The organism is Chryseobacterium fluminis (genome assembly GCF_026314945.1).
GTDB lineage: Bacteria > Bacteroidota > Bacteroidia > Flavobacteriales > Weeksellaceae > Chryseobacterium > Chryseobacterium fluminis.
The window spans coordinates 687,057-710,844 of sequence record NZ_CP111121.1 but is presented as its reverse complement, the minus strand read 5'-3'; the positions used below and the strand labels follow the sequence as shown (position 1 = coordinate 710,844).

Below are 23,788 nucleotides of genomic sequence, written 5' to 3'. Positions count from 1 at the left end.
TAGATAGGGTGAGAAGTTATTATGATTGAGATATTTCCGGACGGAAATAAAGGATCAGGTAAGAATGGATTTTGCACTGCGGAGTAAATATTTTCTGGCATCCTTAAGGTTGGGATTGCTGAAAAACGCTGAATTTTAACTGTACGGGAAAGATCAAACACAGAAGACTTGCCGGAAAAGCTTTAAAGATTTAATTAAAATAAAAAAAATGAATGATCATTGCGGATTATGCGGACATCAACTGACCTCGATCGATAAAATGCTTGGTGAAAACAAACTTTCAGACGGTACAGTTCTTTGTAATACCTGCCTGGAAAAAGCAAGTAACATCAATGCAGAACTGCTTTACAATCTTTCTCATTTCAATCTTGATGATATTAATCGTTTATTTCAAAATGGCAAACCGGCTCAGGAAAGAACGGACGAAATCCCAGTTGAATATCTGCCTGCATCCATTAGTTGCCAGCATGGTTTTCTATCCAAAGACCTTTACAGAAAGAGGCTGAAGGAAATAAAACAGCAGCTAGATCAGTTAAAAGCCAATCTTTCTGTTTTTGCCAGAGGTGAGATCAAAGAACTACCCAATATGCTTGCTCCGGACGAGAAAATTTTAGCCGTTACCGATGCACAGTTTTCAAAAACCGTAGATGCAGGCATTTTAGTGGTCACGCAGAAAAGGATTATTTCTCTTTCGAAGGCGATGTTTTCTCCTTCTAAAATTAATGAATACCCTAATGAAAATATTATAAAGGTAAGTTTCGTAAGAAGTTTTTTATCACCCATCATTAAAATTCATACGGACGATACGGTTGTGGAATTTGAATCTTTTCTGAATAAAGACTATGCAGAAGATTTCTATCATTTTATTGAAAAAATCTACAATAAAGAAGAATCTCAAAAAAAGTCGCACAAAGTAGAAACGGTCTCAGCAGAAGCTGTGTTTGAGCAGCTTGAAAAATTAGGACGGTTAAGAGAAAACGGGGTTCTGACAGATCAGGAATTTACATTACAGAAGAAAAAGCTTTTAGATAAACTGTGATACAGATCTTTCGATCATCAAGATGCTGAGTGCCGGGGAACAGTTGTGTATTGAGCGGCTGTAATTGGTGCTTTTCTATCCATCTCAAAAAAGGGCAGCAACAAAAAGTTTTTGAAAATTATATTCAAGGGGGAGCGAGATGATAAATTATAAATTAACTTTAAAATCAAACAATGGAAAATTATTTAGAAGTAAACAAAAATTCGTGGAATGCCAAAGTAGAGACCCACTTGAAGTCAGATTTTTATTTCGTTGAAGAATTTCTTAAAGGAAGAAGTTCACTGAATTCGATTGAGCTGGAACTTCTGGGGGATATTAAAGGAAAAAGCATCCTCCACCTGCAATGTCATTTCGGACAGGATTCTATTTCACTGTCGAGACTGGGAGCAGAGGTTACTGGAATAGATCTGTCGGATAAGGCGATTGAAACAGCAAAAGACCTGGCTGAAAAATGTAATATGGCTACGGAATTTATCTGTACGGATTTATATAGCCTTCCTGAGATATTAGATCGGAAATTTGACATTGTTTTTACCAGTTATGGTACCATAGGCTGGCTGCCGGATCTTAGCAGATGGGCAAATATTATTAATACTTTTTTAAATCCTGGCGGAAGATTTATAATGGCGGAATTTCATCCTGCGGTATGGATGTTTGATGAGGATTTTACAAAAATTTCATATAATTACTTCAATGAAAGCCCAATAATAGAAACTTATGAAGGGACGTATGCCGATCAGTCTGCTAATATTGTTCAGGAGTATGTCATGTGGAATCACTCACTGGCTGAAGTCCTTCAGAATCTTATTCAGAATCATTTCGAAATCAAAGTATTTCAGGAATTTGACTGGTCTCCTTATCCTTGCTTCAGGCATGTCGATGAATTTGAGAAGGGCAAATGGAGAATTCCGCAGTTCGGAAATAAACTTCCTTTAGTATACGCATTAGAAACACAAAAAAAATCATCGCAATAAAAATTGCGATGACCTTTCCCTATATATGAATGTTAAAAAAAACGATTTTTGTTTATACAGTTTCCTGCGCCTGATTTTTTACATCTTCTGCTTTGTTCTGAACCTGAGAAGCAACATCGTTAGCTTTGCTCTGAACCTGAGAAGCAACGTCATTTGCTTTGCTTTTCAAATCGCTTCCCCACTTGTTAAAGTTGTCCTTTGCTGTATTTAACTTATCTTTTACAGCTTGCTGCTCTTCCGGAGTAGATTTTTTGTACTTGTAGTAAGCTAATGCTCCTATACCTAATAAAGCTAACAGTCCTTTAGTCTTATTTCCCATGATTTCTATTTTTTTAAGTGATTAATATTAAAATTTGTTATTAGTAAGTATGTAAAATACGTGCCAAAAAAATAGATTCACTTATAAAATAATGTTAAAATTAACTGAACACTGTAAAATCTGTGCCGTCAAAGCTTGCAAAAGCCATGGTAGGATGCGAATCCTGATGGTAGAGCGTTCCATCTTTATCGATTGCAATAGCACCAGCAAAGCCGTCAATTTTTTTTAATTCTTCAAAAGTTTTATCGAAAGCATTCTTTAATGACATTCCATCTACAACCCTTGTAACAATTTTTGCTGCCGTTGCATTGCTTACAATATCCTCACCTACACCCGTACAGCTTACTGCACAGAACTCGTTGGCATAATTTCCGGCCACCGTTGCCGAATCAGAAATTCTTCCGGGTATTTCAAATCCTTTTCCTCCCGTGGACGTAGCAGCTGCCAGTTTTCCATTGCTGTCCATGGCCACACAGCCTACCGTTCCTTTTCCGCCGTTCTGTAGTTTTTCTTCATATTCTTTTCTCCTCTGTGGAATTTCAGTTGAAAAATTTTCAAAACCGTGTGCTGTTGCATAATTTTTTGCTCCGTTGCCTCCTAAAACGCGGTCATCTTCATTCAGCAAATGTTTAGCCACTAAAACCGGATTTTTAACATCCTGTATGTTTATAACACCGCTTAACTTCTGGGTTTCGCCGTCCATAACAGCAGCACTCATTCTGATGATGCCGTCACTCTGGATCTGCGAGCCTGTCCCGGCATTGTATAACTCATCATCTTCCAATAAGGAAACGGCATACGCCGCCGTATCAAATGCTGAATTGGTCTTCAGATATTCAAAAGCCTTTTGGGCAATGTTTTTCAAAGAATTTTGTTTGGCTGTTTTTACCTCCTGGCTTTGATCGCTTTCGGAAAAAAAACCGCCGTGGATGATTATTTTCATATATATAAAGTTATGACTGGTAATTTAGGGATTATAAGTTCTGATTACGCGAATTCGGGATTAATTTTAATTTTTAATCCTAAGCTATTATTCAAACCCTACTTTATTTGTCCTGAGGAATGGGATTAAACTGCGAGTTTTCGATCGTCAGTGTTTTAGTGGTTAAATCATAGTGATCGTTCATCGACAGGACATGGACGGTTAAGTTGTCAATAGAAATAGGCTCTCCTAAATTGATATTGGTGAGATTTGTATCTTTAATGAACCTACCGTCTACTAAAATGACAAGTCCGGATCCTACAGCAGTCATCACATCATTATGAATGAAAAGTCCCGTATCTTCACCTAAACCGATTCCCAGAGTTCTGGGATTGTTGACAACAGCCTGGAAAAGACGCCCGATTCTTCCTCTCTGTACAAAATGGGTATCAATAATAACATTATCAATTAATCCGAGCCCCTGCGTAGTCTTAATTTCACCTTTCAGCAAGGCTTCGGAGCTGCTACCCTGATAGATCATGTTTTCAGATGCCGCTGCGGCTCCGGCAGAAGTTCCGGAATAAATAAAATCCTGCTCCTGGTATTTTAATAAAATGGTATCATGAAATCTGGTTCCGCCGAGAATTGAGGTCAGCCTCAGCTGGTCTCCACCGGTGAACATCACTACATCCGCGGCATTGGCTCTGGCCACCATCGCATCAGAATTGGCCTCCTCACGGTTGTGAATATCGAGAATATTAACATTCTTAGCACCCAGGAATTCAAAAGCTTTTTTATACTCCGAGCCCACAATCTGCGGAATCTGAGAGGCAGTAGTCACCACTTCGATCACAGAATTTTCTTTGTGCTTAGATTCATTTATAATTTTTCTCAGGATACCTCTTTCAAAGAAATTAAGGTTTTTTTCTATATTCTGATCAAAATCGGTTTCTGCAAAACTTCCTTTATTTACAGCACCTCCGATCACAATCAATTTTCCAACTGGTTTCATCATAGTATGCAAATTTAAAAAATAATTAACATGTGACGAAATCTACGGCAAGATAACTTGATTTTGAGTATTTTATAAATATTCATCATATTCTCACTTTTTTAGTAAATCTTTAAGTGTGGTATAGTTTCGTTTAGGGTTTTGCATTATCTTTGATTTTACAAGGAGTTATTGTTAACTATTAAAAATGCAATTTGATTATGAAAATTGAAAAGATACAGGCATTGCGTGGCCCGAATATCTGGAGTATCAGAAGAAAGAAGCTGATACAGATGAGGTTGGATCTCGAAGAGATGGAAAATTTCCCGACAAATAAGATCGACGGTTTCAGAGAAAGAATAGAAAAATTACTCCCGTCCCTGTTTACCCACCGCTGCTCAGAAGGAGTGGAAGGCGGCTTTTTCCATAGGATAGAAACGGGAACATGGATGGGACATGTTATCGAACATATTGCTTTGGAAATTCAGACCCTGGCAGGTATGGAGACAGGCTTTGGGAGGACCCGTGAAACAAAAACTCCGGGTATTTATAATGTTGTCTTTGATTATATTGAAGAAAATGCAGGAATTTATGCTGCAGAAGAAGCTGTGAAAATCGCAGAAGCTTTAATAGAAGGAAAAGAATATGATATTAATGCCTGTATTCAGAAATTAAAAGAGATCCGCGAAAGAGTACGCTTAGGCCCGTCTACGGGAAGTATCGTGGAAGAAGCGGTTTCAAGAAAAATTCCCTGGATCCGTTTGGGCAACAATTCCCTGGTACAACTTGGATACGGCGTAAATCAGCAGCGTTTTCAGGCTACCATCACAGGAAATACAAGTTCTATTGCGGTAGATATTGCCTGTAATAAGGATCTGACCAAGCGGATGCTTCATGATGCAGCTATTCCGGTTCCTATAGGCGAACTGATCATCGACGAGGAAGGATTGGACAGTGTTGTCAGAAAGATTGGTTATCCTGTTGTCATCAAACCTCTGGACGGAAATCACGGGAAGGGTTCATCCATAAATGTCAATGATTGGGCAGCGGCCAAAATAGGGTTGGAACATGCTCAGAAATATTCAAAAAAAGTAATTGTTGAAAAATATATTACGGGATACGATTTCCGTGTTCTGGTTATCAATAATAAAATGATTGCAGCAGCAAGAAGGGTTCCGGCTCATGTTGTAGGGGACGGCGAATTAAATCTGCAGCAACTGATTGATAAAGAAAATAAAGATCCGCGGAGAGGCTACGGTCATGAAAATGTCTTAACCGAAATTGCAGTTGATAAAGATACCATAGAACTTCTGGAAAAGCTGGAGTATACCCTGGACACTGTGCCCCATAAGGGGGAAGTTGTTTTTTTGAAATCAACTGCAAACCTGTCTACCGGAGGAACTTCCATAGATGTTACAGACATGGTGCATCCTGAAAATATTACTATGGCTGAAAGGATTTCAAAAATTATCGGCTTAGACGTCTGCGGAATTGATATCATGGCGGAAAATCTTACCCAGCCGTTAAAAGAAAGTGGCGGTGCTATTATTGAAGTCAATGCTGCCCCGGGATTCAGAATGCACCTGGCGCCGAGTGAAGGACTGCCGAGAAACGTTGCTGCGCCTGTGGTTGATATGCTGTACCCGCAGGGTAAACCTTTCACTATTCCTATCATTGCGGTAACGGGAACGAATGGTAAAACGACAACGACAAGATTAATTTCACATATTGTAAAGAATAATGGGTACAGAGTAGGATTTACCACCTCTGACGGTATTTACATTCAGAATACCATGCTGACCAAAGGAGATACTACAGGGCCTCTTTCTGCAGAATTTATTCTGAAAGACCCAACAGTAGAGTTTGCCGTCCTGGAAACAGCAAGAGGCGGAATTCTGCGTTCCGGATTAGGTTTTTCACAATGTGATATCGGTGTCCTTACCAATATTAAGGAAGACCATCTGGGCTTAAATGATATTCATAACCTGAAGGATCTTACCAAAGTAAAAAGAGTGTTATTAGACAGCGTTAAGAAAAATGGCTGGAGTGTCATGAATGCTGATGATGAATATTCCATGCGCATTCTGAACGATCTGCATTGCAATGTAGCGATTTTCAGTATGGATGAGAATAATAAATATATCCAGAAATTTGCCAAAGAGGGAAAAATTACCTGTGTGTATGAAGAGGGATTTGTAACGATAAAAAAAGGTGACTGGAAGATCAGGATCGGAAAAGCAAAAGATTTCCCGATCACCATGGAAGGGAAGGCTAAATTTATGATAGAAAATGTTCTGGCTGCCTCTCTGGCAAGTTATCTGCAAGGTTTTGGTATTGAAGATATTTCCAATTCACTGAGAACATTTATGCCAAGTGCCCAACTTACTCCGGGAAGACTGAATGTATTTAACTTTAAAAGTTTTAAGGTTTTAATAGATTTTGCCCATAATCCAGCGAGTTATGAAGCTATTGAAGACTATCTTAAAAATATAGAATCTACCAAAAAAATAGGAATTATTTCCGGCGTGGGAGACCGCAGAGACGAGGATATAAAATTATGCGGAAAAATTGCCGGCAGAATGTTTGACTATATCATCATCAGAAATGAAAAGCATCTTCGTGGTAGAAAAGAAGAAGAGATTAACGGGTTAATTATCGACGGAATCAATGAAGCCGGAAGAGATGTCAGTTATGAAATTATACCTAAAGAAATAGAAGCTCTGAAACATGCCATGGGAATGGCTGAGGAAGGAACTTTCATTACAGCATTAAGTGATGTCATCTCTAATGCAATAGATCTGGTACAGGAATACCAGGCCAGGGAATTTCTGGAAGACACTAAAAATTCTTAAAAAAATACAGGCTGACGATTCGTCAGCCTGTATTTTTTATATAATTACTCGCTTGTTCATACTGAAGTCGTTTAAACTTATATAGGAAAAGAGGTCGCTAAAATTTAGCAATTTTGAATTGTAATTAAGGACTAACAATCGGGAGCTCATCAGCAAAGATAAAATAGAGAAATGAATTTTACCCATTTAAGCAGAAGGAAAAGAGGATTTTCTGAAGTTTGACTTGGTAAAATAATTCAGTCCACTATAAACGGCCGAAAACCGGTTGCCAGTGGCGGGAACTTTCGTTAAAGGACTATTTCAGACAACCACACGAAAGGATTCGTGCGGTAGCGGTGTGTGGTACTTACTGTCTCACACTTAAGTACACTTTAGAAAGTTTTAAAAAATACCGCAGAATTAAGTTCACATCAGGTGAAAATCAAAGATTTTCAAAAAACTTACGTGTACTTCTTTTGCGTAAAACATATTACTTTAATTATCTTAAGTGTTTAGAAATCTTTCGGATCTCCTTTGTGATAATAGAAAAGTTTAAACAGCTTTACTGTTTAAGGGGTGAAAAAGTTATTCTTCTGCAAAAAAGGCATTAGAACTTCCGATCCAGATCGCATCCTTTTTGTTAAAATCTACATTTACCATATCAGCTTTTGTCATTCTTCCCAAATTTTCCAGTAGGATAGGGTGCTCATCATTTTCACGCCAGATATATAATAACCGGATCTCGGCTTTGGAAAACTCACCGTTGATATCCCTGAAAATGGGTTCATACGTTACTTTTCTCTGTAAGATATAGTTTTCTTTATCCTGTATAGCGTCTGTGATTTCTTTTGTCGGATACAGGTCTACGCCACTGCCTGCGAATGAAAATAGGGGTTTTAAAACAAAATCTGCGAGATTTTCAGTTTCCGGAAATTCGTGTAAAAAATAACTCTTCGGCACATATGGATGATCAAGAAGAGGCAGCAGAAATTTTGAAATTTTAAAAAACCAGTTGGGATGCGTAACCCAGGTTACATCAACCTCTTCATGGAAATCGAATTCAGTCTTAAGGTCCGGGATCCGGTCCAGCTCGTCAAAAATAACACGATTATAGATTCTTTTGATTTCAGTCAGTTGTCCCTCATTTTCATAGAATAATGTTCTTCCCTTTTTCTTCACTTTAGTGAGGCAGACGGTTTTTATTCCCAATAATTTTTGTGTTAAAAGAAAATCAATGGCTGTTTTCTGTTTTTCGGGATAAATTTCCAGCAGAATTACATTTTCCGGTTTTTCGTCACCTACAATGAGATCCTTCATATAAGTTTTAAAGTCATCATCAGACAGAGTATTCCTGATGTCTGAAAGAAAAGGATACAGCTCGCAAAAAGTGTCTTCGTAGACTCTCTGGAAAGCATACAGAGAAGGGAAGGCCTGCAGCTCTATCAATTGAGGTTCCGGTTCTCCGTTTCCATTTTTACAGATTCCGAAGTCGATGGTAAAAAAGTGGGGTTTATCCGTATCACCGGGAACCCTGCAATGATCAGGAATGGCTTTTTGTAATACTTTGGTCGGCAGATTTTTAATCTGACCAATAATGCTCTCACTGGCACTCAATAGTTTAGACTCAAAATCCTTCGTTAAAAATAGAGGACTCTCAGAAATTCTGAATCCGGGTTCGATACCGCTTTTTAATTTTAAAATATCTTTGAACTGCTGATATTTTTTCTGCGAAAATTCATGATTAAACTGTGTTCTATATTTTGAAATCATATTTTTTCTGTTGTGATTTTAAAAAATCGGACCATTGTTGTCCGATTTCATAGTGATTTTTTTATATCAATCCCGGCTACATGAGTTGCCTGAACGTCTTTATTTAAACTGTTGCTTCTGTCTGTTGTACAATTCTTCTTCTTGCCAGATCTAAAAATCGGGGTAAAATCTGAGCCTGTGTCAGAATAATTTTATCTTCATCATCCATTCTGTCCATCGTTTCCAGATATTTTTCCATTCCGAAATTTTCAATCATGGCTTCTTTATTTCTGATGTCTTTCAGGTTTTCGATCATGCCTTCAGGATTGGCTTCGGGATGAAACTGGGTTCCGAAAATCTCTTCAGAAAAACGGATGGCCATAACGGCTCTTTCTAAATTGATATGCGGACGGGCCTTTTCGATGGCAACGATCTTCATTCCCAATTCTTCGAAACGCCGGTAATCAGGCTGAATAAACTGAAAAGCCCTGGAATCTACCGCGTAAAAAGGATCCGGAAGGTTTTTAAATAAAAACTCCTGCTTACCCCCTTCCGTTTTGTGAACCGGCATGACGCCGAAAGAATACGATTTTCGTCTGCAGATATTTCCCAATTTCCAATGGATGCTCGCCAGCTGAAAAGAGTGACAGATTAAAAAAAGGTACTTTTTGCAGTCATTATATTGATTGTGTTCAAGAACAGCATTTAAAAAATCTGCAAATTTTTCTTCCCACTCATGTCCTTCCCTGTGTGGATTTCCGGGACCTCCTGAAGAAATAAAGATGTCGAAATCCTGAATATCCGGCACTTCGTTCCTGTATCGTACATCAAAGGTCCGGATGCTTACATTTTCTTCAGCATTTTTCCGGAAGGCTTCGGCGATTTCCCCTATATTTTTAAAGCCCTGATTAACCTGATTATTGTTCATGTCCATTAAAGCAATTCGAATATTTTTCATACCTTATAATTTGTACAAAGTTACCAAATTATTACAGAGAAGGTAAACCATGGGTAATACCATATTCTGTCTCTGAGATCATATAGTCGACAACTTTGGTCAGATCACCGGTCTCCTTAAAGATTTGCAACTGCCGGTCTGCTCCGGTTCCGTTCTCCAAAATTTTCCAGGCATACTCCACCTCATTCCGGCATCCTAAATCGTCTACCACATCATCAATGAATTCCAACAGTTCTTTCAGTAAAAGGGGATAAGGCACCGACTCTTCTTTGCCAAAGTCAATGAGATGAGCTTCGATACCGCTTTTGGAGGCCCGCCACTTATTTTCATTTAACAATAACCTTCGATAACTTCTGAAGCTGAGGTTCTGCTGGTGAAGTTTATAAATTTTTGCCACCAGACTTTGCATAATGGCCGCCAAACAAACTGTTTCCTCGATTCTCAGCGGCATGTCGCAGATCCTGAATTCAATCGTAGGGTAGAAGGGGTGAACCCGAAGGTCCCACCATATTTTTTTGGCGTTATCAATGGTTCCGGTTTTCACCAGAAGATCCACGTAGCTGTCAAATTCCGCTAACGAGTTAAAATAACTCGGAATACCCGTTCTCGGAAATTTCACAAAAATTTCCTGCCGGTATGATTTGAAGCCTGTATTTCTGCCGATCCAGAAGGGCGAATTGGTTGAGAGGGCATACACATGAGGAAGAAAATACCGCATCACATTCTGGATTCTCACTCCTTCTTCACGATTCGGTATTCCTATGTGTACATGGAGTCCGAAGATCAGATTTCCGCGCGCAACGTCTCCCATATCATCTACAATTTTGTTGTACCGCTCTCCGTTGGTGATGGTGTTGTGCTCCCAGTTTGAAAAGGGATGCGTCCCTCCTCCGGAAACCCGGAGACCCTGTTCATGGGCAATTTTTATCAGATGTCTTCTGAGATTTGTTAACTCAGCTCTGGCCTCCTGGATATTCTGGCAGATGCCGGTCTCCATTTCGATCATGGATTCGTGCATTTCATGCTTTAAATTTTCACTTAAAACCGCTTTTCCGCCTTCAATGATTTTTGAAACGTGAGAAACCAGATCTCTGCTCTCAACATCGATGATCTGATATTCTTCTTCGATGCCTATGGTAAACTGATGCATTTTTTTTCGTGTTTTTATTGAGGTTTTATTTTTTTAAGGAATCTTTTACGAAGGTTCCCCAGGCGATATTGGGTTTTCCCGGAACATATACTTTAGCTTTTTCGATGGCCAGTTTTGCTGAATGTTCTACGATCCAGGCAAAATTTTCTTCTCCCACAGAGTTTCTGTCGGCATCAGGAGCCGGATTACAGAAGTCGATGGCATAAGGAATTCCGTCTCTTATAGCAAATTCTACCGTATTAAAATCGTAACCCAGAGCCTGATTCATTTTAATCGTATAGTCATGAATCGTTTTTAGCAGTTTTTCCAGTTTCTTACCCTGTGTCTGGTGAGTCGTAGCGTATCTTAGATGATGGTCATTTCTGGGTTCGTAAGGCATAATGTGAACGTATTTCTGTCCCAGACAATAGACTCTGTAATAATCATCAAACACGATTTCTTCCTGCACCATCATCACCAGCTGCTCTGTTTCACTTAATTTATTCCACAAATCTTCAGGGTTTTCCACGCGGTAGACACTTTTCCAGCCTCCGCCATCATGGGGTTTCATATAAGCAGGGAATCCTACATATTCAAAGATATATTCCCAGTCATGAGGAAATTTTAAATTTCTGAATGATGTTTCGGAAGTGTCTGTGGGTCTTTCATATGAGGGAAGTAAAACTGTTTTGGGGAGAGGTATTCCCAGTTTCGACATCAATGCGTTATTGAAAAACTTTTCGTCAGCACTCCACCAGAAAGGATTGTTGATGACATACGTTCCGTTCAGCGCTGCATTCTTTAGATAGGCTCTGTAGAAAGGAACATCCTGTGAAATCCTGTCGATAATCACTGCATAGCCATAATCTGCTCCCTGTTCAAGCTTATCGATCGTAACTGCCTCTGCAGTAATTTCCCCATTTCCCAATTCGTTCACTTTATCAATAAAAGCCCAGGGAAATGTATCCTCCATACCGAATAGAATTCCTACTTTCTTTGCCATAATTGTATTTTTTATTGTTTTAATATTAATGATTTGAAATTAAATTCTAGGAAAAGAAAGCCCCGATAAATGTTGGAAAAGCCATTCTCCAAAGGGGCCAGTCGTGGCTGATCCAATTTTTTTCATCATACCAGCAATCAATTCCTTTGGCTCTTAAAATATCAGCCATTTCTACATTTTTATCTTTACAGATATCCTGGTCGGAAGTGCTTAAAACAATATGCATATGCTTGTATTTCCAGGCTTCGTCATTTTTTACAAACTCCCTCGGACAATTGAAATAAACCAGTTCGTCAGAATATCCGTCCATAAAATTTCTGATGCTGAAAGCACCTGACAGGCTGAATAAGTGTGACACAACATCCGGAAACCGAAAAGCAAAATTGGCAGCATGATATCCTCCGAAGCTTGCTCCTGCTACAGCGACCCGGTGTGTTTTATGAATTTTCTGAATATATGGAACAAATTCCTGGATCAGAAACTGAACATACTTTTCGTAATTTCGGATCCTCTGCTGTGGAGGAATCTGCTCATTATAAAAACTCTCGCTGTCAATGGTCTGGATATTATATAATTTAATTTTTCCCTGTTCTACAAACCAGTTGACACTTCCGTTTAAATGGAAGTCGTGGTTTTGAGTATACTGTCCCTGTGAAGTCGGAAACATAATAACAGGATATCCGAAATGTCCGGTTATTTCGACTTTAATGCTTATTCCTAATAGGTTTGAATAATAATCTGTGTGTTCTATATGAGGCATATGATGAGATTAATTGAAAATAACGGTTAGCTGGTAGGTTTGCTTTGTGGAGGAATGATGTTGAGAAAATGAGCATGAATTTTTTCTGCTGCCAGATCTAAACGTTCCTGTATTTTCGCAGAATCATCTGATCGGTAAACAATACCGATATGATAATCGATCGGGATGAATTTTACGGCTTCCTCGCATTCAAACTCATGATAATCCGGTTTTTTTTCTTTTATCAAAGCGACGATCAATCCTGAATAATATCCGGCAGGTTTTGCCACGTTATAGTGTTTACCCCTCAACAGGGCATCCTCTATTTTTGCCCATTCTCTCCAGATGTTAATATTGCTGGAAGCTTCCACGAGGTCAGGAATGTGAGCACCGCCCACTCTTGAAGAGGTTTCCAGAAAATACCATTTTCCATCTTCTTTCCCCCGGATAAACTCTGTATGAGTAGCGCCGTTAAGTAATCCGAAACTCTGGAGTACTTTGGCATTTGCTTCTTCAAGGGCTTGAAATTCATCGGAATGTCTGCCTAAAGTTTTTGTTCTGAAAACACCCCCTTCATGGGAAACCTGCATAGGAGGAGCCAGATATTTTGAAGCGGAAGTAAATACAATTTCCTTATTGAATGTCAAACTGTCAACATGGAAAACGTCGCCCGGTTTAAAACTTTCCAATAAAAACAGATGACGCTCTTCTTCCAGTTGGTTTAATGCTTCCCAAAGCTGATCTTTGGTGGTAACTTTTTTTATTCCTGATGCCGAAGCCTCGGAACGGGGTTTCAAAACCCATGGTCCCGGAATCCGGTCAATAAAATGATTCACCTCATCATTGTTGAAAACGGCTGTAAATTCGGGCACGCTGATTCCTGAATCTTTGGCTTTCTGCCTCATCGCCAGTTTATCTCTGAAATAACGATGGGTAGTCTGTCCCATGCCTGGAATTCTGAAGGTTTCCCGGATCAAGGCTGCTTTTTCTACATCGTAATCATCAAGAGCAATAACGGCATCCACCTTTCTGGTCTGCATGAGGTGAGAAAAACCTTGTATTAGATGATCCAGATTCCAGACAGATGGCTTCTGTTCCGGCATATAAAATACTTCATCAATAGCGTGCCATGGCCAATTTCTGTCTCTGAGATTTTCTGATGTTACCAGGATGATTGTATTACCCAGCTCTTTCATCTCGTCCATGAAATCATAGCCTTTGTAATAGCACGAAATACATACTACAGTTTTCTTCTCCATACAATGTTTTTTAATAATCTGTAAATTTTCAAAAACGATATCATGTATTTTTTGGTTATATTATACCTAATATTGCCTGAGGGGGAGGTTTTTGATAATTTACATATCAATGATACAGAGAATTTTTGTAATAAACTAATTTTTAATGATAATTTTCAATTACATCGGTCAGTAGCTGCACGCCAAAGCCGGTGGCAGCCTTTTCTTTCGCATATCCTACATTCCCGAAAGCCACCCCGGCGATATCTAGATGGGCCCATTTCGGATGGTTTTCAATAAATTGCTCAAGGAATTTCGCTGCAATGATACAGTCCCCAAACGGTTTCATGGAAATATTCTTCAGATCGGCTACATCCGACCGGATATCTTCCTGCCAGATATCCCATAAGGGAAGGTTCCAGAGTCTCTGATTGGTTTTGTCACCGGATTTTATAAGCAGGTTTTTCAGTTCCTCATTATTGGAAAAAAGAGCTCCGCAGGTATCCCCGAACATTCTGACGGAACTTCCCGTGAGGGTGGCAAGGTCAATCAGAAAATCCGTTCTATAATTTTTAGCAAGGTAGGAAAGTCCGTCTGCCAGGATCATTCTTCCTTCGGCATCTGTATTCAGAACCTCTATTGTTTTACCATTATAAGCGGTAATGACATCACTGGGAAGAAAAGCATCTTCAGAAATTGCATTATCTGTGATCGGTAAAATAGCAATGATATTAACGGGAAGCTGCATTTCTGCGGCATAGATCAATGTTCCCAGGACTGCCGTAGCCCCTCCCATATCCGACTTCATATAGTGCATATTGTCCGGGTTTTTCAGTGAAATACCTCCCGTGTCAAACAGCACGCATTTTCCTACAAGCCCGAAAGTTTTAGCATTTTTAGCCGTCGTTTTATATTCCAGAATGGTGAACGCGGCATCAAAGGCACTTCCCTGATTAACCGAAAGATAGGCTCCCAATCCCAGTTCTTTACACTTTTTCCTGTCAAATGAAGTATATTTTAAGGCATGTGTTTTAGCAAGATTTTTAAGATAAGAACTGAATATATCAGGCTTCTTAAGGTTAGCAGGTTTATTCAGCCAATCCTGACAGGCGATCTGGCCGTGGCTTAAAGCCAAAGCTCTCTTTTTGACGGTATCTAATTTTTTCTGACTTATGTTTTCAAAATGAATTTCAAATTCTGAATCCCAGAAAGGATGACTGGTATCAGAAGGATATTGATAGGTCCCTATTAATAAACCTTTAATAAATTCTTCAAATTCTTTCTCACTTAAAAAATCTGCGACCATCAAAGTAGGAACCGCACGGATGCTTTTCTTTTGAGCCTGTGTAAATCTGGTGGCTATCTGCTGGATTTCAAAACTTTTAAAACCGGATTTACCTACTCCGATAAAATAGGCAATCCCTTCTTCCTGTGCATTAATAAAAACTTCGTTCTTCTTTCCTGTGAAGAAAACAGAGATATTTTTATTGAAGTTTTTTCCGGATTTTGCCCATTCTTCTTCAGTGAACAGGTGAAATATCTGAGTATAGTGTTTGTTCTTTTTGTTGATTAATTTCATAAGTACTTGTAATATTTCAATTTTTTGCAGCCTCGATCCTTAGTATGACCCGTATGGAGCCTGTTAATTTTTAAAACTTTTTTGTTGCGGTTTTACCTCTACCGGATTTTCTGTATTGTTATAAAAAAGCCATTCGATCGCCCTTGGAAATTCCTGTGACCAATAAAATTCCTGATGAGTACCTTCAGGGTTAATGCTTGTTTTAAACTCAAAATCAAACAGATTTTTTTTCTCCCATTTTTTTAGATATTCCTCAAAAATCCGTATTCTCTTCACCATCTTTGATCCTTCCTGAGCGCCTCCATATAAGTAGATCTTGGTGGTAAACGGTACTCTGAAGTTCATCATCGGAAAATTATTATTGGGCTCAACCCACAGGGACGGAGAAAAAATAAGCAGCTTTGAATAAACTTCAGGATACAGAAAGCCACTGTAGATGCTGATTAAAGCGCCTAGCGAGCTTCCGCCGATCCCGGTGTTGTCCCTGTCCTTTTTTGTGCGGTAATGTTCATCAACGAAAGGTTTTAAAGTGTCGGTGATGAAGCGGATGTATTTCTTTCCCTCTGATCCGTTCGCTACATGGTCATTATCAAAAATATATTCTTTGATTCTTTCTTCGCTTCCATGTTCCACGGCAATGATGATAACATCTCCACGGCCGTATTCTGCCAGAACGGAAAGTTTTTTATCAATTTCCCAGTTTCCGTATCCACTTCCTTCATTGAACAGATTCTGTGCATCCTGAAGGTATAAAACCGGATATCTTTTATCGGAAATATAATAATCATAGGGAAGAAGGGCCCAGATTTTCCTGTAGCGTTCAAGTTGCGGAATGTAAAATTCTTCTGAAATAATTTCTGCGATCGGGAAATATTCTTCTTTGAAAGGACCCCAGTTAAGCCTCCATTTTTCAACTGTATTCAGAGATTTTCCTTCCCATTTTGAGATCTTTCTGTTCGGAGTGATATTCCCATATTTGTCAAGCTCCACATTCTCCCAACCTCCTTTGGTGAATTTATATTCAATGATATCAGGAAGCATCTGCTCGTCTATATCTATCAGAAAAGTGTTGTCATTTACCTGTCTTAGTAGGTATTCGTCATCTTTGGGATTCCAGCCGTTGAAATTTCCTGTAATATAGACTGCTCTGTCATCAGGTTCATCACTATAAAGTTCAAATCGCATCACGTGTGTTTAATCATTTAACCTTTAAAGTTATAAAAAAATATTTTAGATTAATATTTTAAAACGCTGAAACCTTGAATAAAAAAATGATATATTTGATCAATACACTATGAATAGGGAGTTTGTATTAATAATTATTTCAATGTAAATTAACTGTTTTTATTAATATTTTTCGTAGTTTCAAACAATGTATAAATTAAAATTAAAACCGTGATGAATTCGGTTAAAACTTTTTCTCTTTTTACGGACCTTGACGTCTATCTTTTTAAAGAAGGAAGACATTATAAGCTCTATGAAAAATTTGGTGCACATTCTTTAAAAAAAGATGAGGTACAAGGGGTTTATTTTTCAGTATGGGCTCCAAATGCAAAAGAGGTTTCCGTAATCGGAGACTTTAATAACTGGAATGCTAAAGACCATATTCTGTTTCCAAGATGGGATGGATCAGGAATTTGGGAAGGCTTTATTTCAGGACTGAAATGGGGAACACTCTACAAATATGCAATTAAGACTTCTCAGGGAGAAATTTTAGAGAAAAGTGATCCTTATGCCTTAAGCTGGGAACAGAACCTTCAGGCTGCTTCTTTGGTTTCTACCACCTGGTATGAATGGAGTGATAAGGGATGGATGGAAAACCGATGGAAAAAAAACAGCCTGAAAGCTCCATTATCAGTGTACGAAATGCATCTGGGTTCCTGGATGAGAGATGATAAAGATCCGGACCGTTTCCTGAACTATCGTGAAATCGCGCAGAAACTCATTCCTTATATCACTGAAATGGGCTTTACGCATGTAGAATTTATGCCTCTGATGGAATATCCTTATGATCCGAGCTGGGGATACCAGATTACCGGCTTTTTTGCCGCCAATTCACGTTTTGGCTCACCACAGGATCTTATGTTTTTAATCAATGAACTTCACACTTATAATATTGGTGTAATTCTAGATTGGGTTCCATCGCATTTTCCCGGTGACGCCAATGGCCTGCACCGATTTGACGGATCTTATGTATATGAGTACGAAGATCCGCGAAAAGGCTTTCATCCGGACTGGAAGTCTTATATTTTCAATTACGGAAGAAGTGAGGTTAAATCATTTCTGATTTCCAACGCCATGTTCTGGTTGGAGCGATATCATGCAGACGGATTGCGTGTAGACGCAGTAACATCGATGCTTCATCTGGATTATTCCAGAAATGAAGGCGAATGGGAGCCTAATATTTATGGAGGAAATGTAAATCTTGAAGCAAAATCTTTTTTACAGGAGTTTAATACAGCTGTTTATAAAGAATTTGGTGATCATATCATCACTATTGCAGAAGAAAGCTCCGATTTTCCGATGCTTACAAAACCTGTTCATGACGGTGGAGTAGGCTTTGGAATGAAATGGATGATGGGCTGGATGCATGATACCCTGGATTACTTTAAACAAGATCCTCATAACCGGAAGTTTTTTCATCATAAGCTGACCTTTGCTTCGATGTATATGTATAACGAAAATTATATGATGCCTTTATCCCATGATGAAGTGGTGCATGGAAAAGCAAGCCTGATCTATAAAATGAAAGGGGACGAATGGCAGAAGTTTGCCAATCTTCGCGCTTTGTATGTGTATATGTTTACCCTTCCCGGAGCGAAATTACTCTTTATGGGCGATGAATTCGGCCAGACCGGAGAATGGAATTTTAAACAGAGTCTGGACTGGCATTTGTTGAAGTATCCGGTACATAGAGGTTTACAGAACTTGGTAAAAGATCTGAATCATTTGTACAGAGAACAGACCGCTTTTTATGAGAATCAGTTTAACAGCAATGGTTTCGAATGGGTACAGGCAGACGATGTTGAAAATTCGGTCTATATCTATCTCAGAAAAGGAAAGAAAGAAAATGATGTCCTGATGGTGATTTTAAATTTAACACCCAATGCACTGGATTATAAAATTGGCGTGAGTGAAAATTCATCATGGGAAGTTATTTTTAATTCTGATGACGAAAAGTACGGAGGAAGCGGCGTGGTATCAAATATATTTAATGAGCGGGATGCAGAATACGGAGGTTATCCAAAATCAATCGGCATCAATTTGTCACCGCTTGCCGGTATAATTCTTAGGCAGAAAAAAGATAAAAAATATAAACGAAATACATTAAAGATAAGTAATAATGATCATTTATCATCTTAGTACGGAATGTTATCCGATAGCGAAAGTAGGAGGTTTGGCGGATGTGGTGGGTGCTTTGCCTAAATATCAGAACAAAATTAAAGGGATTGATGCTAAAGTCGTTATGCCATGGTACAACAAACCTTTTGTACATCAGCATGAGTTTGACATAGTTTTTGATGGGTTCATTCACCAGGGACCCAATATGCTTCAGGTGCAGGTCCTCAAAGAGAAAAGTGATGCATTGGGATTTGAGTTGTATATGGTGAGAATTCCAGGACTGCTGGATCGTGATAACCCATACGGATATCAGGATGAGAACTTCCAGTTTCTGGCTTTCCAGCACGGGGTTCTGCACTGGCTGAGCGCGATGGAGATTCTTCCGGATGTATTGCACTGTCATGATTATCATACGGGACTCGTTCCCTTCATGATTGAATACTGCGGTGAATTTAAGTTTCTGAAAGGGGTAAAAACCATTGGAACCATCCATAACGGTGAATACCAGGGAATGATGAGCTGGGACATGGCGAATTATATGCCGCATTTTGATTCCTATAAATGGGGACTGCTGGACTGGGACGGGCTATTAAATCCTCTGGCCAGTATGATCAGATGCGCTACCGCTTTTACTACTGTTTCTCAGGGCTATCTCGAAGAACTGTTTGTGAGTTTCAGAGGGCTGGAAGGCCTTGTCCGGCAAGAATTCGGAAAAGCCCATGGAATCATCAACGGGATAGATGCCGAAGTATGGAACCCTGAAACGGACCCTATGCTTGATTTTAATTTCAATATTAAAAATGCGGTTGCCCAGAAGAAGAAAAACAAAGAGAAACTTTGTAAAGAATATGGTTTAAGACCGGAGCTTCCCCTGTTTGCATTCATCGGAAGGTTTGCTACAGAGAAAGGAGCCGATTTTCTTCCTGACGTGGTCTGGAGAAGTATTAAGCAGACGTACGGCGCCTTAAATATTATGATTTTGGGATCCGGCAATACCTATATTGAGAATAAGCTGAAGGAATTTGATTATACCTATAGCAATTTTGCATTGGAGCTGGGATATAAAGAACATCTTTCGCATCAGATCTATGCATCGGCAGATTTTTTACTGATGCCTTCAAGGGTAGAGCCTTGTGGATTAAACCAGATGTATTCTATGAAATACGGCACAGTTCCTATTGTCAGATATACAGGCGGTTTAAGAGATACCGTAAAAGATATTTCTACAGGAGGAGCAGGGATTAATTTTACATATCCCGGAGTAGACGATATTATCCATGCCATTAACAGAGCGTTGAGTATATATAGCGAAAAAGACCTTATGGAAAATCTTATTCATGCTAACATGAATTTTGACTTTACATGGGAAAAATCAGCGGAAAAATACATAGCTTTATATCAAAAGTAAATGTTCAGTAAATTCTCTTTAATATGTTTTGCAACCATGATCATTTCCTGTGGAAATGCTGGAAACCGGTACGGTGACTATTATTGGATTTACAGCTATGGCTATCCCAGATCAGATTTTTATGATGCTGCAGAAGGGATCTCAGAAAAATGGAAGATCAGGTATCATTCAGTTTCAGGATGTGTAATTGATCAGAAGCTTATGGACCGTGTGAATGCCGGGAATAAAAAAACATATGCCGCCATCGAAGAAAAATACGGAAAAGACTGGCGTATCCAGTATGATAGAGAAATAGAGGAATTCATGATGAAGAAGGTAGATGTTATGGATGTGCTTATTTCCAATACATTATTCAGAAATGAGCTCCGAAAATATGGTATACCGATTGATGATGTAAATAAAGAAGTGAAAGAACAGGAGGATGATATTTATAAAGTTGTGGTTTATAATGAAAAGCTCACTGCTGAAAATAAAGTATGCTTCACCGTGCGTGTAAACACTAAGGACAGAACAGTAAATTTAATAAGATAAAAACTCAAGATAAGTTATGAATCACAATGTTATATCCATTGTTTTGGGAGGAGGAAGAGGAACCAGACTTTTTCCATTAACGTATACAAGGTCCAAACCGGCTGTTCCTATCGCCGGAAAATACAGATTGGTAGATATTCCTATTTCAAATTGTTTAAACTCAGGTTTAAATAAAATTCTGGTGCTGACGCAGTTTAACTCGGCATCTTTAAATTCACACATTAAGAATTCCTATCACTTTGATATTTTCAGCAAAGGATTTGTGGATATTCTTGCTGCCGAACAGAATGTGGAAAATGAAAACTGGTACCAGGGAACAGCAGATGCCGTTCGCCAGTCGATGAAGCATCTTGAAAAATACGATTACGATTATATCCTGATTCTTTCCGGCGACCAGCTTTATCAGATGGATTTTAAGGAAATGCTGGACTTTCACATAGAGAAAGGGGGAGACGTAACGATTGCAACCATTCCGGTAAATGCTAAAGATGCTACAGGTTTTGGAATTTTAAGTTCCGACGACGAAGGAAATATCACTTCCTTTGTTGAAAAACCGGGATATGATCTTCTCGATGGCTTAAAGTCTGAAGTGTCAGAAGATAACAAGCATAAAGGAAAAGAATATCTAGCTTCGATGGGAATTTATATCTTTACGAAATCGATTCTGAAAGAGATGTTCGATGAAGGCGCGGGAGATGATTTCGGAAAAGACATCATTCCGAATTCCATCGGAAAATATACAACACTGAGCTACCAGTATGAAGGATATTGGACAGATATAGGAACCATTGAATCATTCTTTGAAGCGAATATCGATCTTTGCCAGGATCTGCCTCAGTTTAATTTATTTTCTTCTTCACCGATTTATACCAGAGCGAGGATGCTGCCACCGTCAAAAATTAACGGTTCATACGTGAGTAAAGCAGTTTTTGGTGACGGATGCATCATCATGGCAGATAAGATTGAAAATTCTGTAATCGGAAACAGAACAAGGGTAGATAAAGGAAGTACGATTGTCAATTCATATGTCATGGGAGCGGACTTTTATCAGAATACTGCTGAAATTGTAGTTAATGATAACGAAGGTCGTCCCAATATGGGAATTGGCAAATACTGTTATATTGAAAAGGCCATCTTAGATAAAAACTGCCATATCGGAGATAATGTAAGAATTATCGGGGGGAAACATCTTGGAGACGGAGATTACGGAACCTATTCGGTACAGGACGGTATCGTAGTAGTGAAAAAAGGAGCGGTGCTCCCGGCGGGTACACATATCGGATGAAATTCCGAGGCCGAAAGATTAAAGCTGCTTAATCCCTTAAAAGGTGTAAAGCTTTATCCGAACTGAAAAGAACCAGGAATGAAATGAATAAATTTAAAACAAGAGTGACCTACAATGGGTCACTTTTTTTCGCTTAGTTGCTATGCCTACTGTGACTAATCTTTGGCTTCATTGTATTTTTTACTTTACTTTTATTTATCATTTTTAGTGTCATTTTTCCATTAAATAGCCAAAATTGGAATTGTTTTGTTAATAAATAATTATTTTTTTATAATTATAAATAATTTTATATATTAGCGATACTAAAAACAACCAAAAATGATGAAGAGAAAAATTATTCTCAGGCTACTGCTATTGCTGGCCTTCAGTGTAACGCTGTATTCCTGCGTACATGATGAGATCAACTCATCTGCCAACCCTTCCAATTACGAATATACCTCCAAAAGTCTCTGGAAAGAGAATGAAGTCTACATCAGGAATGTGATGAAAATCTATCTTGAACACGAGACGGAAATCAAAAAATTAAGCGGAATACCTTATTGGGACTATGCCACCACACTGGAAAGCTATGACGAAAGCTTCCTTATGGTGCCGATTGTAGAAAATAATAAAGTGACCTCTGTACTTCAGGTTCCGAGGCATGGAACAAAAGTGTACTATTATTATACGAATTACAAAAGTCATCTTGACTTTTTTCAAAATTTAATTTTTTCTGAGTATAAAAAAGTTTTACCAACAGAAAAGTCATCTGCTGCAAAAGGAAAAGGAATGAAATGTACAAGAACATTCTATTCTGTTTGGATGCCCAATAATGAAGGAAATTATAATCCCGGAGGTGGTGATGGACATTGGAATACCTATTCTATCGTGAAATGCAGACAAATGATAGATGAGTGCATGGGTGCTGTGAATGAATACGGAGAGTGCCAGGGAGGAGGAGGCAGTAGTTCTGGTGGTGGATACGGTTATCCGGGCGGCGGTGGAAACAACCCCGAGCCACCGAAACTGGATCCTTGCCAGAAAGCAAAGATTCCTATGACACAGGCAAATGCCACTCTGAAAAATTCAGCTTCTCAGCAAAAGATGGATGCCGTTTTAAAAAGTAAGATTCAGAATGCAAATGAGTTTGGAGTAGCCCTGGGAACTGCTGCTAATGGACAGATAGAAATAACTCCGCCGAAAGAAGGGACTTCATCCAGTGTATCTCCTCCGATTGATCAGCTGTCTAATCCTAATTCGGTTTTTGCAACTGCGCATTCAAATGCAGGAGCTTTTGGTGCCCCATCGGGAGGCGACATGTTTTCCCTGTTGGAAAGAATGATAATGTATCCGAACATGCGATATAGCTATGTATATGGAATTGCGAATGGAGTTTCCGAGATCTATGCGTTAGTTATCAACGATCCAGCTCTTGCTGCTGATTTTTTAAACCAATATCCCAGAAGCCAGAATTATGATACGGTGACTCATGATTTTAAGGAAGGAAGTAATTTGTATGAAGATTTTACAGCGATGAGATATATGTATGGATTTGATTCTTCAGGAAATACATCGGGAGAATCTTATGATAAAGATGCAATTGCAATAGCACATATGTTGGAGAAATTCGGTTCAGGAATCAGTATAGCAAAAGCTGATGCAAATGGTAATTTAAAAACAATAAATGCATCAATACAAACAATAACAAAACCTAATGGTACGATTGAAGAAAAACCAACAGTTTCTAAATGCCCATAAATAAATTTAATACC

Annotated in this window: 19 protein-coding genes; 8 read left to right on the top strand and 11 right to left on the bottom strand. The window is 38.8% G+C overall.

Annotated features, from left to right (window positions below; genetic code table 11):
- Positions 1 to 208: 208 nt before the first annotated feature.
- On the top strand, positions 209 to 1,039 hold the full coding sequence (locus ODZ84_RS03310; RefSeq protein WP_266175588.1) for a PH domain-containing protein: 831 nt from the start codon (positions 209 to 211) through the stop codon (positions 1,037 to 1,039).
- A 173-nt stretch (positions 1,040 to 1,212) separates the two neighbouring features.
- The gene (locus ODZ84_RS03305; protein WP_266175587.1) at positions 1,213 to 2,013 is read left to right on the top strand and encodes a class I SAM-dependent methyltransferase; all 801 of its coding nucleotides are present in this window, start codon (positions 1,213 to 1,215) and stop codon (positions 2,011 to 2,013) included.
- A gap of 52 nt (positions 2,014 to 2,065) precedes the next feature.
- On the opposite strand, the gene ODZ84_RS03300 is transcribed toward ODZ84_RS03305, so the two are convergent.
- The 3 genes from ODZ84_RS03300 to ODZ84_RS03290 all read right to left on the bottom strand — a co-directional run bounded on the left by ODZ84_RS03300 (position 2,066) and on the right by ODZ84_RS03290 (position 4,266).
- The gene (locus tag ODZ84_RS03300) at positions 2,066 to 2,332 is read right to left on the bottom strand and encodes a YtxH domain-containing protein (protein ID WP_266175586.1); all 267 of its coding nucleotides are present in this window, start codon (positions 2,330 to 2,332) and stop codon (positions 2,066 to 2,068) included.
- 100 nt (positions 2,333 to 2,432) lie between these two features.
- Complete coding sequence (locus ODZ84_RS03295) at positions 2,433 to 3,275, bottom strand: isoaspartyl peptidase/L-asparaginase (protein ID WP_266175585.1); 843 nt, start codon at positions 3,273 to 3,275, stop codon at positions 2,433 to 2,435.
- Between the two features lie 103 nt (positions 3,276 to 3,378).
- A complete protein-coding gene (locus ODZ84_RS03290) occupies positions 3,379 to 4,266 on the bottom strand; it encodes a cyanophycinase (RefSeq protein WP_266177317.1) in 888 nt (295 codons plus the stop codon).
- A gap of 200 nt (positions 4,267 to 4,466) precedes the next feature.
- Between ODZ84_RS03290 and cphA the strand changes: the two genes are divergently transcribed.
- Positions 4,467 to 7,097: a cyanophycin synthetase gene (gene cphA, locus ODZ84_RS03285; RefSeq protein WP_266175584.1), complete on the top strand. Its 2,631-nt coding sequence runs from the start codon at positions 4,467 to 4,469 to the stop codon at positions 7,095 to 7,097.
- 564 nt (positions 7,098 to 7,661) lie between these two features.
- Here the strand turns inward: cphA and ODZ84_RS03280 are convergent.
- From ODZ84_RS03280 to ODZ84_RS03245, 8 genes are all read right to left on the bottom strand, one after another.
- Positions 7,662 to 8,846, bottom strand: a complete 1,185-nt coding sequence (locus ODZ84_RS03280; RefSeq protein ID WP_266175583.1) for a hypothetical protein — start codon at positions 8,844 to 8,846, stop codon at positions 7,662 to 7,664.
- Between the two features lie 103 nt (positions 8,847 to 8,949).
- Positions 8,950 to 9,783 (bottom strand): type 1 glutamine amidotransferase, encoded by an 834-nt coding sequence (locus ODZ84_RS03275; protein ID WP_266175582.1) that lies wholly within the window; start codon positions 9,781 to 9,783, stop codon positions 8,950 to 8,952.
- 31 nt (positions 9,784 to 9,814) lie between these two features.
- Positions 9,815 to 10,933, bottom strand: a complete 1,119-nt coding sequence (locus ODZ84_RS03270; protein WP_266175581.1) for a carboxylate-amine ligase — start codon at positions 10,931 to 10,933, stop codon at positions 9,815 to 9,817.
- 25 nt (positions 10,934 to 10,958) lie between these two features.
- Positions 10,959 to 11,915, bottom strand: a complete 957-nt coding sequence (locus ODZ84_RS03265) for an ATP-grasp domain-containing protein (RefSeq protein WP_266175580.1) — start codon at positions 11,913 to 11,915, stop codon at positions 10,959 to 10,961.
- 46 nt (positions 11,916 to 11,961) lie between these two features.
- Positions 11,962 to 12,675, bottom strand: coding sequence for an alpha/beta hydrolase-fold protein (locus tag ODZ84_RS03260; protein WP_266175579.1), 714 nt, complete (start codon positions 12,673 to 12,675; stop codon positions 11,962 to 11,964).
- Positions 12,676 to 12,701: 26 nt separating this feature from the next.
- A complete protein-coding gene (locus tag ODZ84_RS03255) occupies positions 12,702 to 13,913 on the bottom strand; it encodes an ATP-grasp domain-containing protein (RefSeq protein ID WP_266175578.1) in 1,212 nt (403 codons plus the stop codon).
- Between the two features lie 142 nt (positions 13,914 to 14,055).
- Entirely contained in the window at positions 14,056 to 15,471 is a 1,416-nt protein-coding gene (locus ODZ84_RS03250; protein WP_266175577.1) for a M17 family metallopeptidase, read from the bottom strand.
- 63 nt (positions 15,472 to 15,534) lie between these two features.
- Positions 15,535 to 16,656: an alpha/beta hydrolase gene (locus tag ODZ84_RS03245; protein WP_266175576.1), complete on the bottom strand. Its 1,122-nt coding sequence runs from the start codon at positions 16,654 to 16,656 to the stop codon at positions 15,535 to 15,537.
- A 213-nt stretch (positions 16,657 to 16,869) separates the two neighbouring features.
- On the opposite strand from ODZ84_RS03245, the gene glgB reads away from it, so the two are divergent.
- From glgB to ODZ84_RS03220, 5 genes are all read left to right on the top strand, one after another.
- Positions 16,870 to 18,834 (top strand): 1,4-alpha-glucan branching protein GlgB, encoded by a 1,965-nt coding sequence (glgB, locus tag ODZ84_RS03240; RefSeq protein ID WP_266175575.1) that lies wholly within the window; start codon positions 16,870 to 16,872, stop codon positions 18,832 to 18,834.
- The gene (locus ODZ84_RS03235) at positions 18,815 to 20,221 is read left to right on the top strand and encodes a glycogen synthase (protein WP_266175574.1); all 1,407 of its coding nucleotides are present in this window, start codon (positions 18,815 to 18,817) and stop codon (positions 20,219 to 20,221) included. The genes glgB and ODZ84_RS03235 overlap by 20 nt, the downstream gene beginning before the upstream one ends.
- Positions 20,222 to 20,752 carry an FEKKY domain-containing protein gene (locus ODZ84_RS03230; RefSeq protein ID WP_266175573.1) on the top strand — a complete coding sequence of 177 codons (531 nt, stop codon included), beginning with the start codon at positions 20,222 to 20,224 and terminating at the stop codon, positions 20,750 to 20,752. It abuts the gene before it with no gap.
- A 16-nt stretch (positions 20,753 to 20,768) separates the two neighbouring features.
- On the top strand, positions 20,769 to 22,037 hold the full coding sequence (locus tag ODZ84_RS03225) for a glucose-1-phosphate adenylyltransferase (protein WP_266175572.1): 1,269 nt from the start codon (positions 20,769 to 20,771) through the stop codon (positions 22,035 to 22,037).
- A gap of 318 nt (positions 22,038 to 22,355) precedes the next feature.
- Positions 22,356 to 23,774 (top strand): hypothetical protein, encoded by a 1,419-nt coding sequence (locus tag ODZ84_RS03220; RefSeq protein ID WP_266175571.1) that lies wholly within the window; start codon positions 22,356 to 22,358, stop codon positions 23,772 to 23,774.
- The last annotated feature ends 14 nt before the right edge of the window (positions 23,775 to 23,788 follow it).

Bases quoted from the DNA above. Each gene is read 5' to 3' on its own strand.
- ODZ84_RS03290 (WP_266177317.1), bottom strand. From the start codon at position 4,266: ATGAAACCAGTTGGAAAATTGATTGTGATCGGAGGTGCTGTAAATAAA.
- ODZ84_RS03245 (WP_266175576.1), bottom strand. From the start codon at position 16,656: ATGCGATTTGAACTTTATAGTGATGAACCTGATGACAGAGCAGTCTAT.
- cphA (WP_266175584.1), top strand. From the start codon at position 4,467: ATGAAAATTGAAAAGATACAGGCATTGCGTGGCCCGAATATCTGGAGT.
- ODZ84_RS03255 (WP_266175578.1), bottom strand. From the start codon at position 13,913: ATGGAGAAGAAAACTGTAGTATGTATTTCGTGCTATTACAAAGGCTAT.
- ODZ84_RS03220 (WP_266175571.1), top strand. From the start codon at position 22,356: ATGATGAAGAGAAAAATTATTCTCAGGCTACTGCTATTGCTGGCCTTC.
- ODZ84_RS03260 (WP_266175579.1), bottom strand. From the start codon at position 12,675: ATGCCTCATATAGAACACACAGATTATTATTCAAACCTATTAGGAATA.
- ODZ84_RS03250 (WP_266175577.1), bottom strand. From the start codon at position 15,471: ATGAAATTAATCAACAAAAAGAACAAACACTATACTCAGATATTTCAC.
- ODZ84_RS03230 (WP_266175573.1), top strand. From the start codon at position 20,222: ATGTTCAGTAAATTCTCTTTAATATGTTTTGCAACCATGATCATTTCC.
- ODZ84_RS03300 (WP_266175586.1), bottom strand. From the start codon at position 2,332: ATGGGAAATAAGACTAAAGGACTGTTAGCTTTATTAGGTATAGGAGCA.
- ODZ84_RS03265 (WP_266175580.1), bottom strand. From the start codon at position 11,915: ATGGCAAAGAAAGTAGGAATTCTATTCGGTATGGAGGATACATTTCCC.
- ODZ84_RS03310 (WP_266175588.1), top strand. From the start codon at position 209: ATGAATGATCATTGCGGATTATGCGGACATCAACTGACCTCGATCGAT.
- ODZ84_RS03305 (WP_266175587.1), top strand. From the start codon at position 1,213: ATGGAAAATTATTTAGAAGTAAACAAAAATTCGTGGAATGCCAAAGTA.
- ODZ84_RS03235 (WP_266175574.1), top strand. From the start codon at position 18,815: ATGATCATTTATCATCTTAGTACGGAATGTTATCCGATAGCGAAAGTA.
- ODZ84_RS03270 (WP_266175581.1), bottom strand. From the start codon at position 10,933: ATGCATCAGTTTACCATAGGCATCGAAGAAGAATATCAGATCATCGAT.
- ODZ84_RS03295 (WP_266175585.1), bottom strand. From the start codon at position 3,275: ATGAAAATAATCATCCACGGCGGTTTTTTTTCCGAAAGCGATCAAAGC.
- ODZ84_RS03280 (WP_266175583.1), bottom strand. From the start codon at position 8,846: ATGATTTCAAAATATAGAACACAGTTTAATCATGAATTTTCGCAGAAA.
- glgB (WP_266175575.1), top strand. From the start codon at position 16,870: ATGAATTCGGTTAAAACTTTTTCTCTTTTTACGGACCTTGACGTCTAT.
- ODZ84_RS03275 (WP_266175582.1), bottom strand. From the start codon at position 9,783: ATGAAAAATATTCGAATTGCTTTAATGGACATGAACAATAATCAGGTT.
- ODZ84_RS03225 (WP_266175572.1), top strand. From the start codon at position 20,769: ATGAATCACAATGTTATATCCATTGTTTTGGGAGGAGGAAGAGGAACC.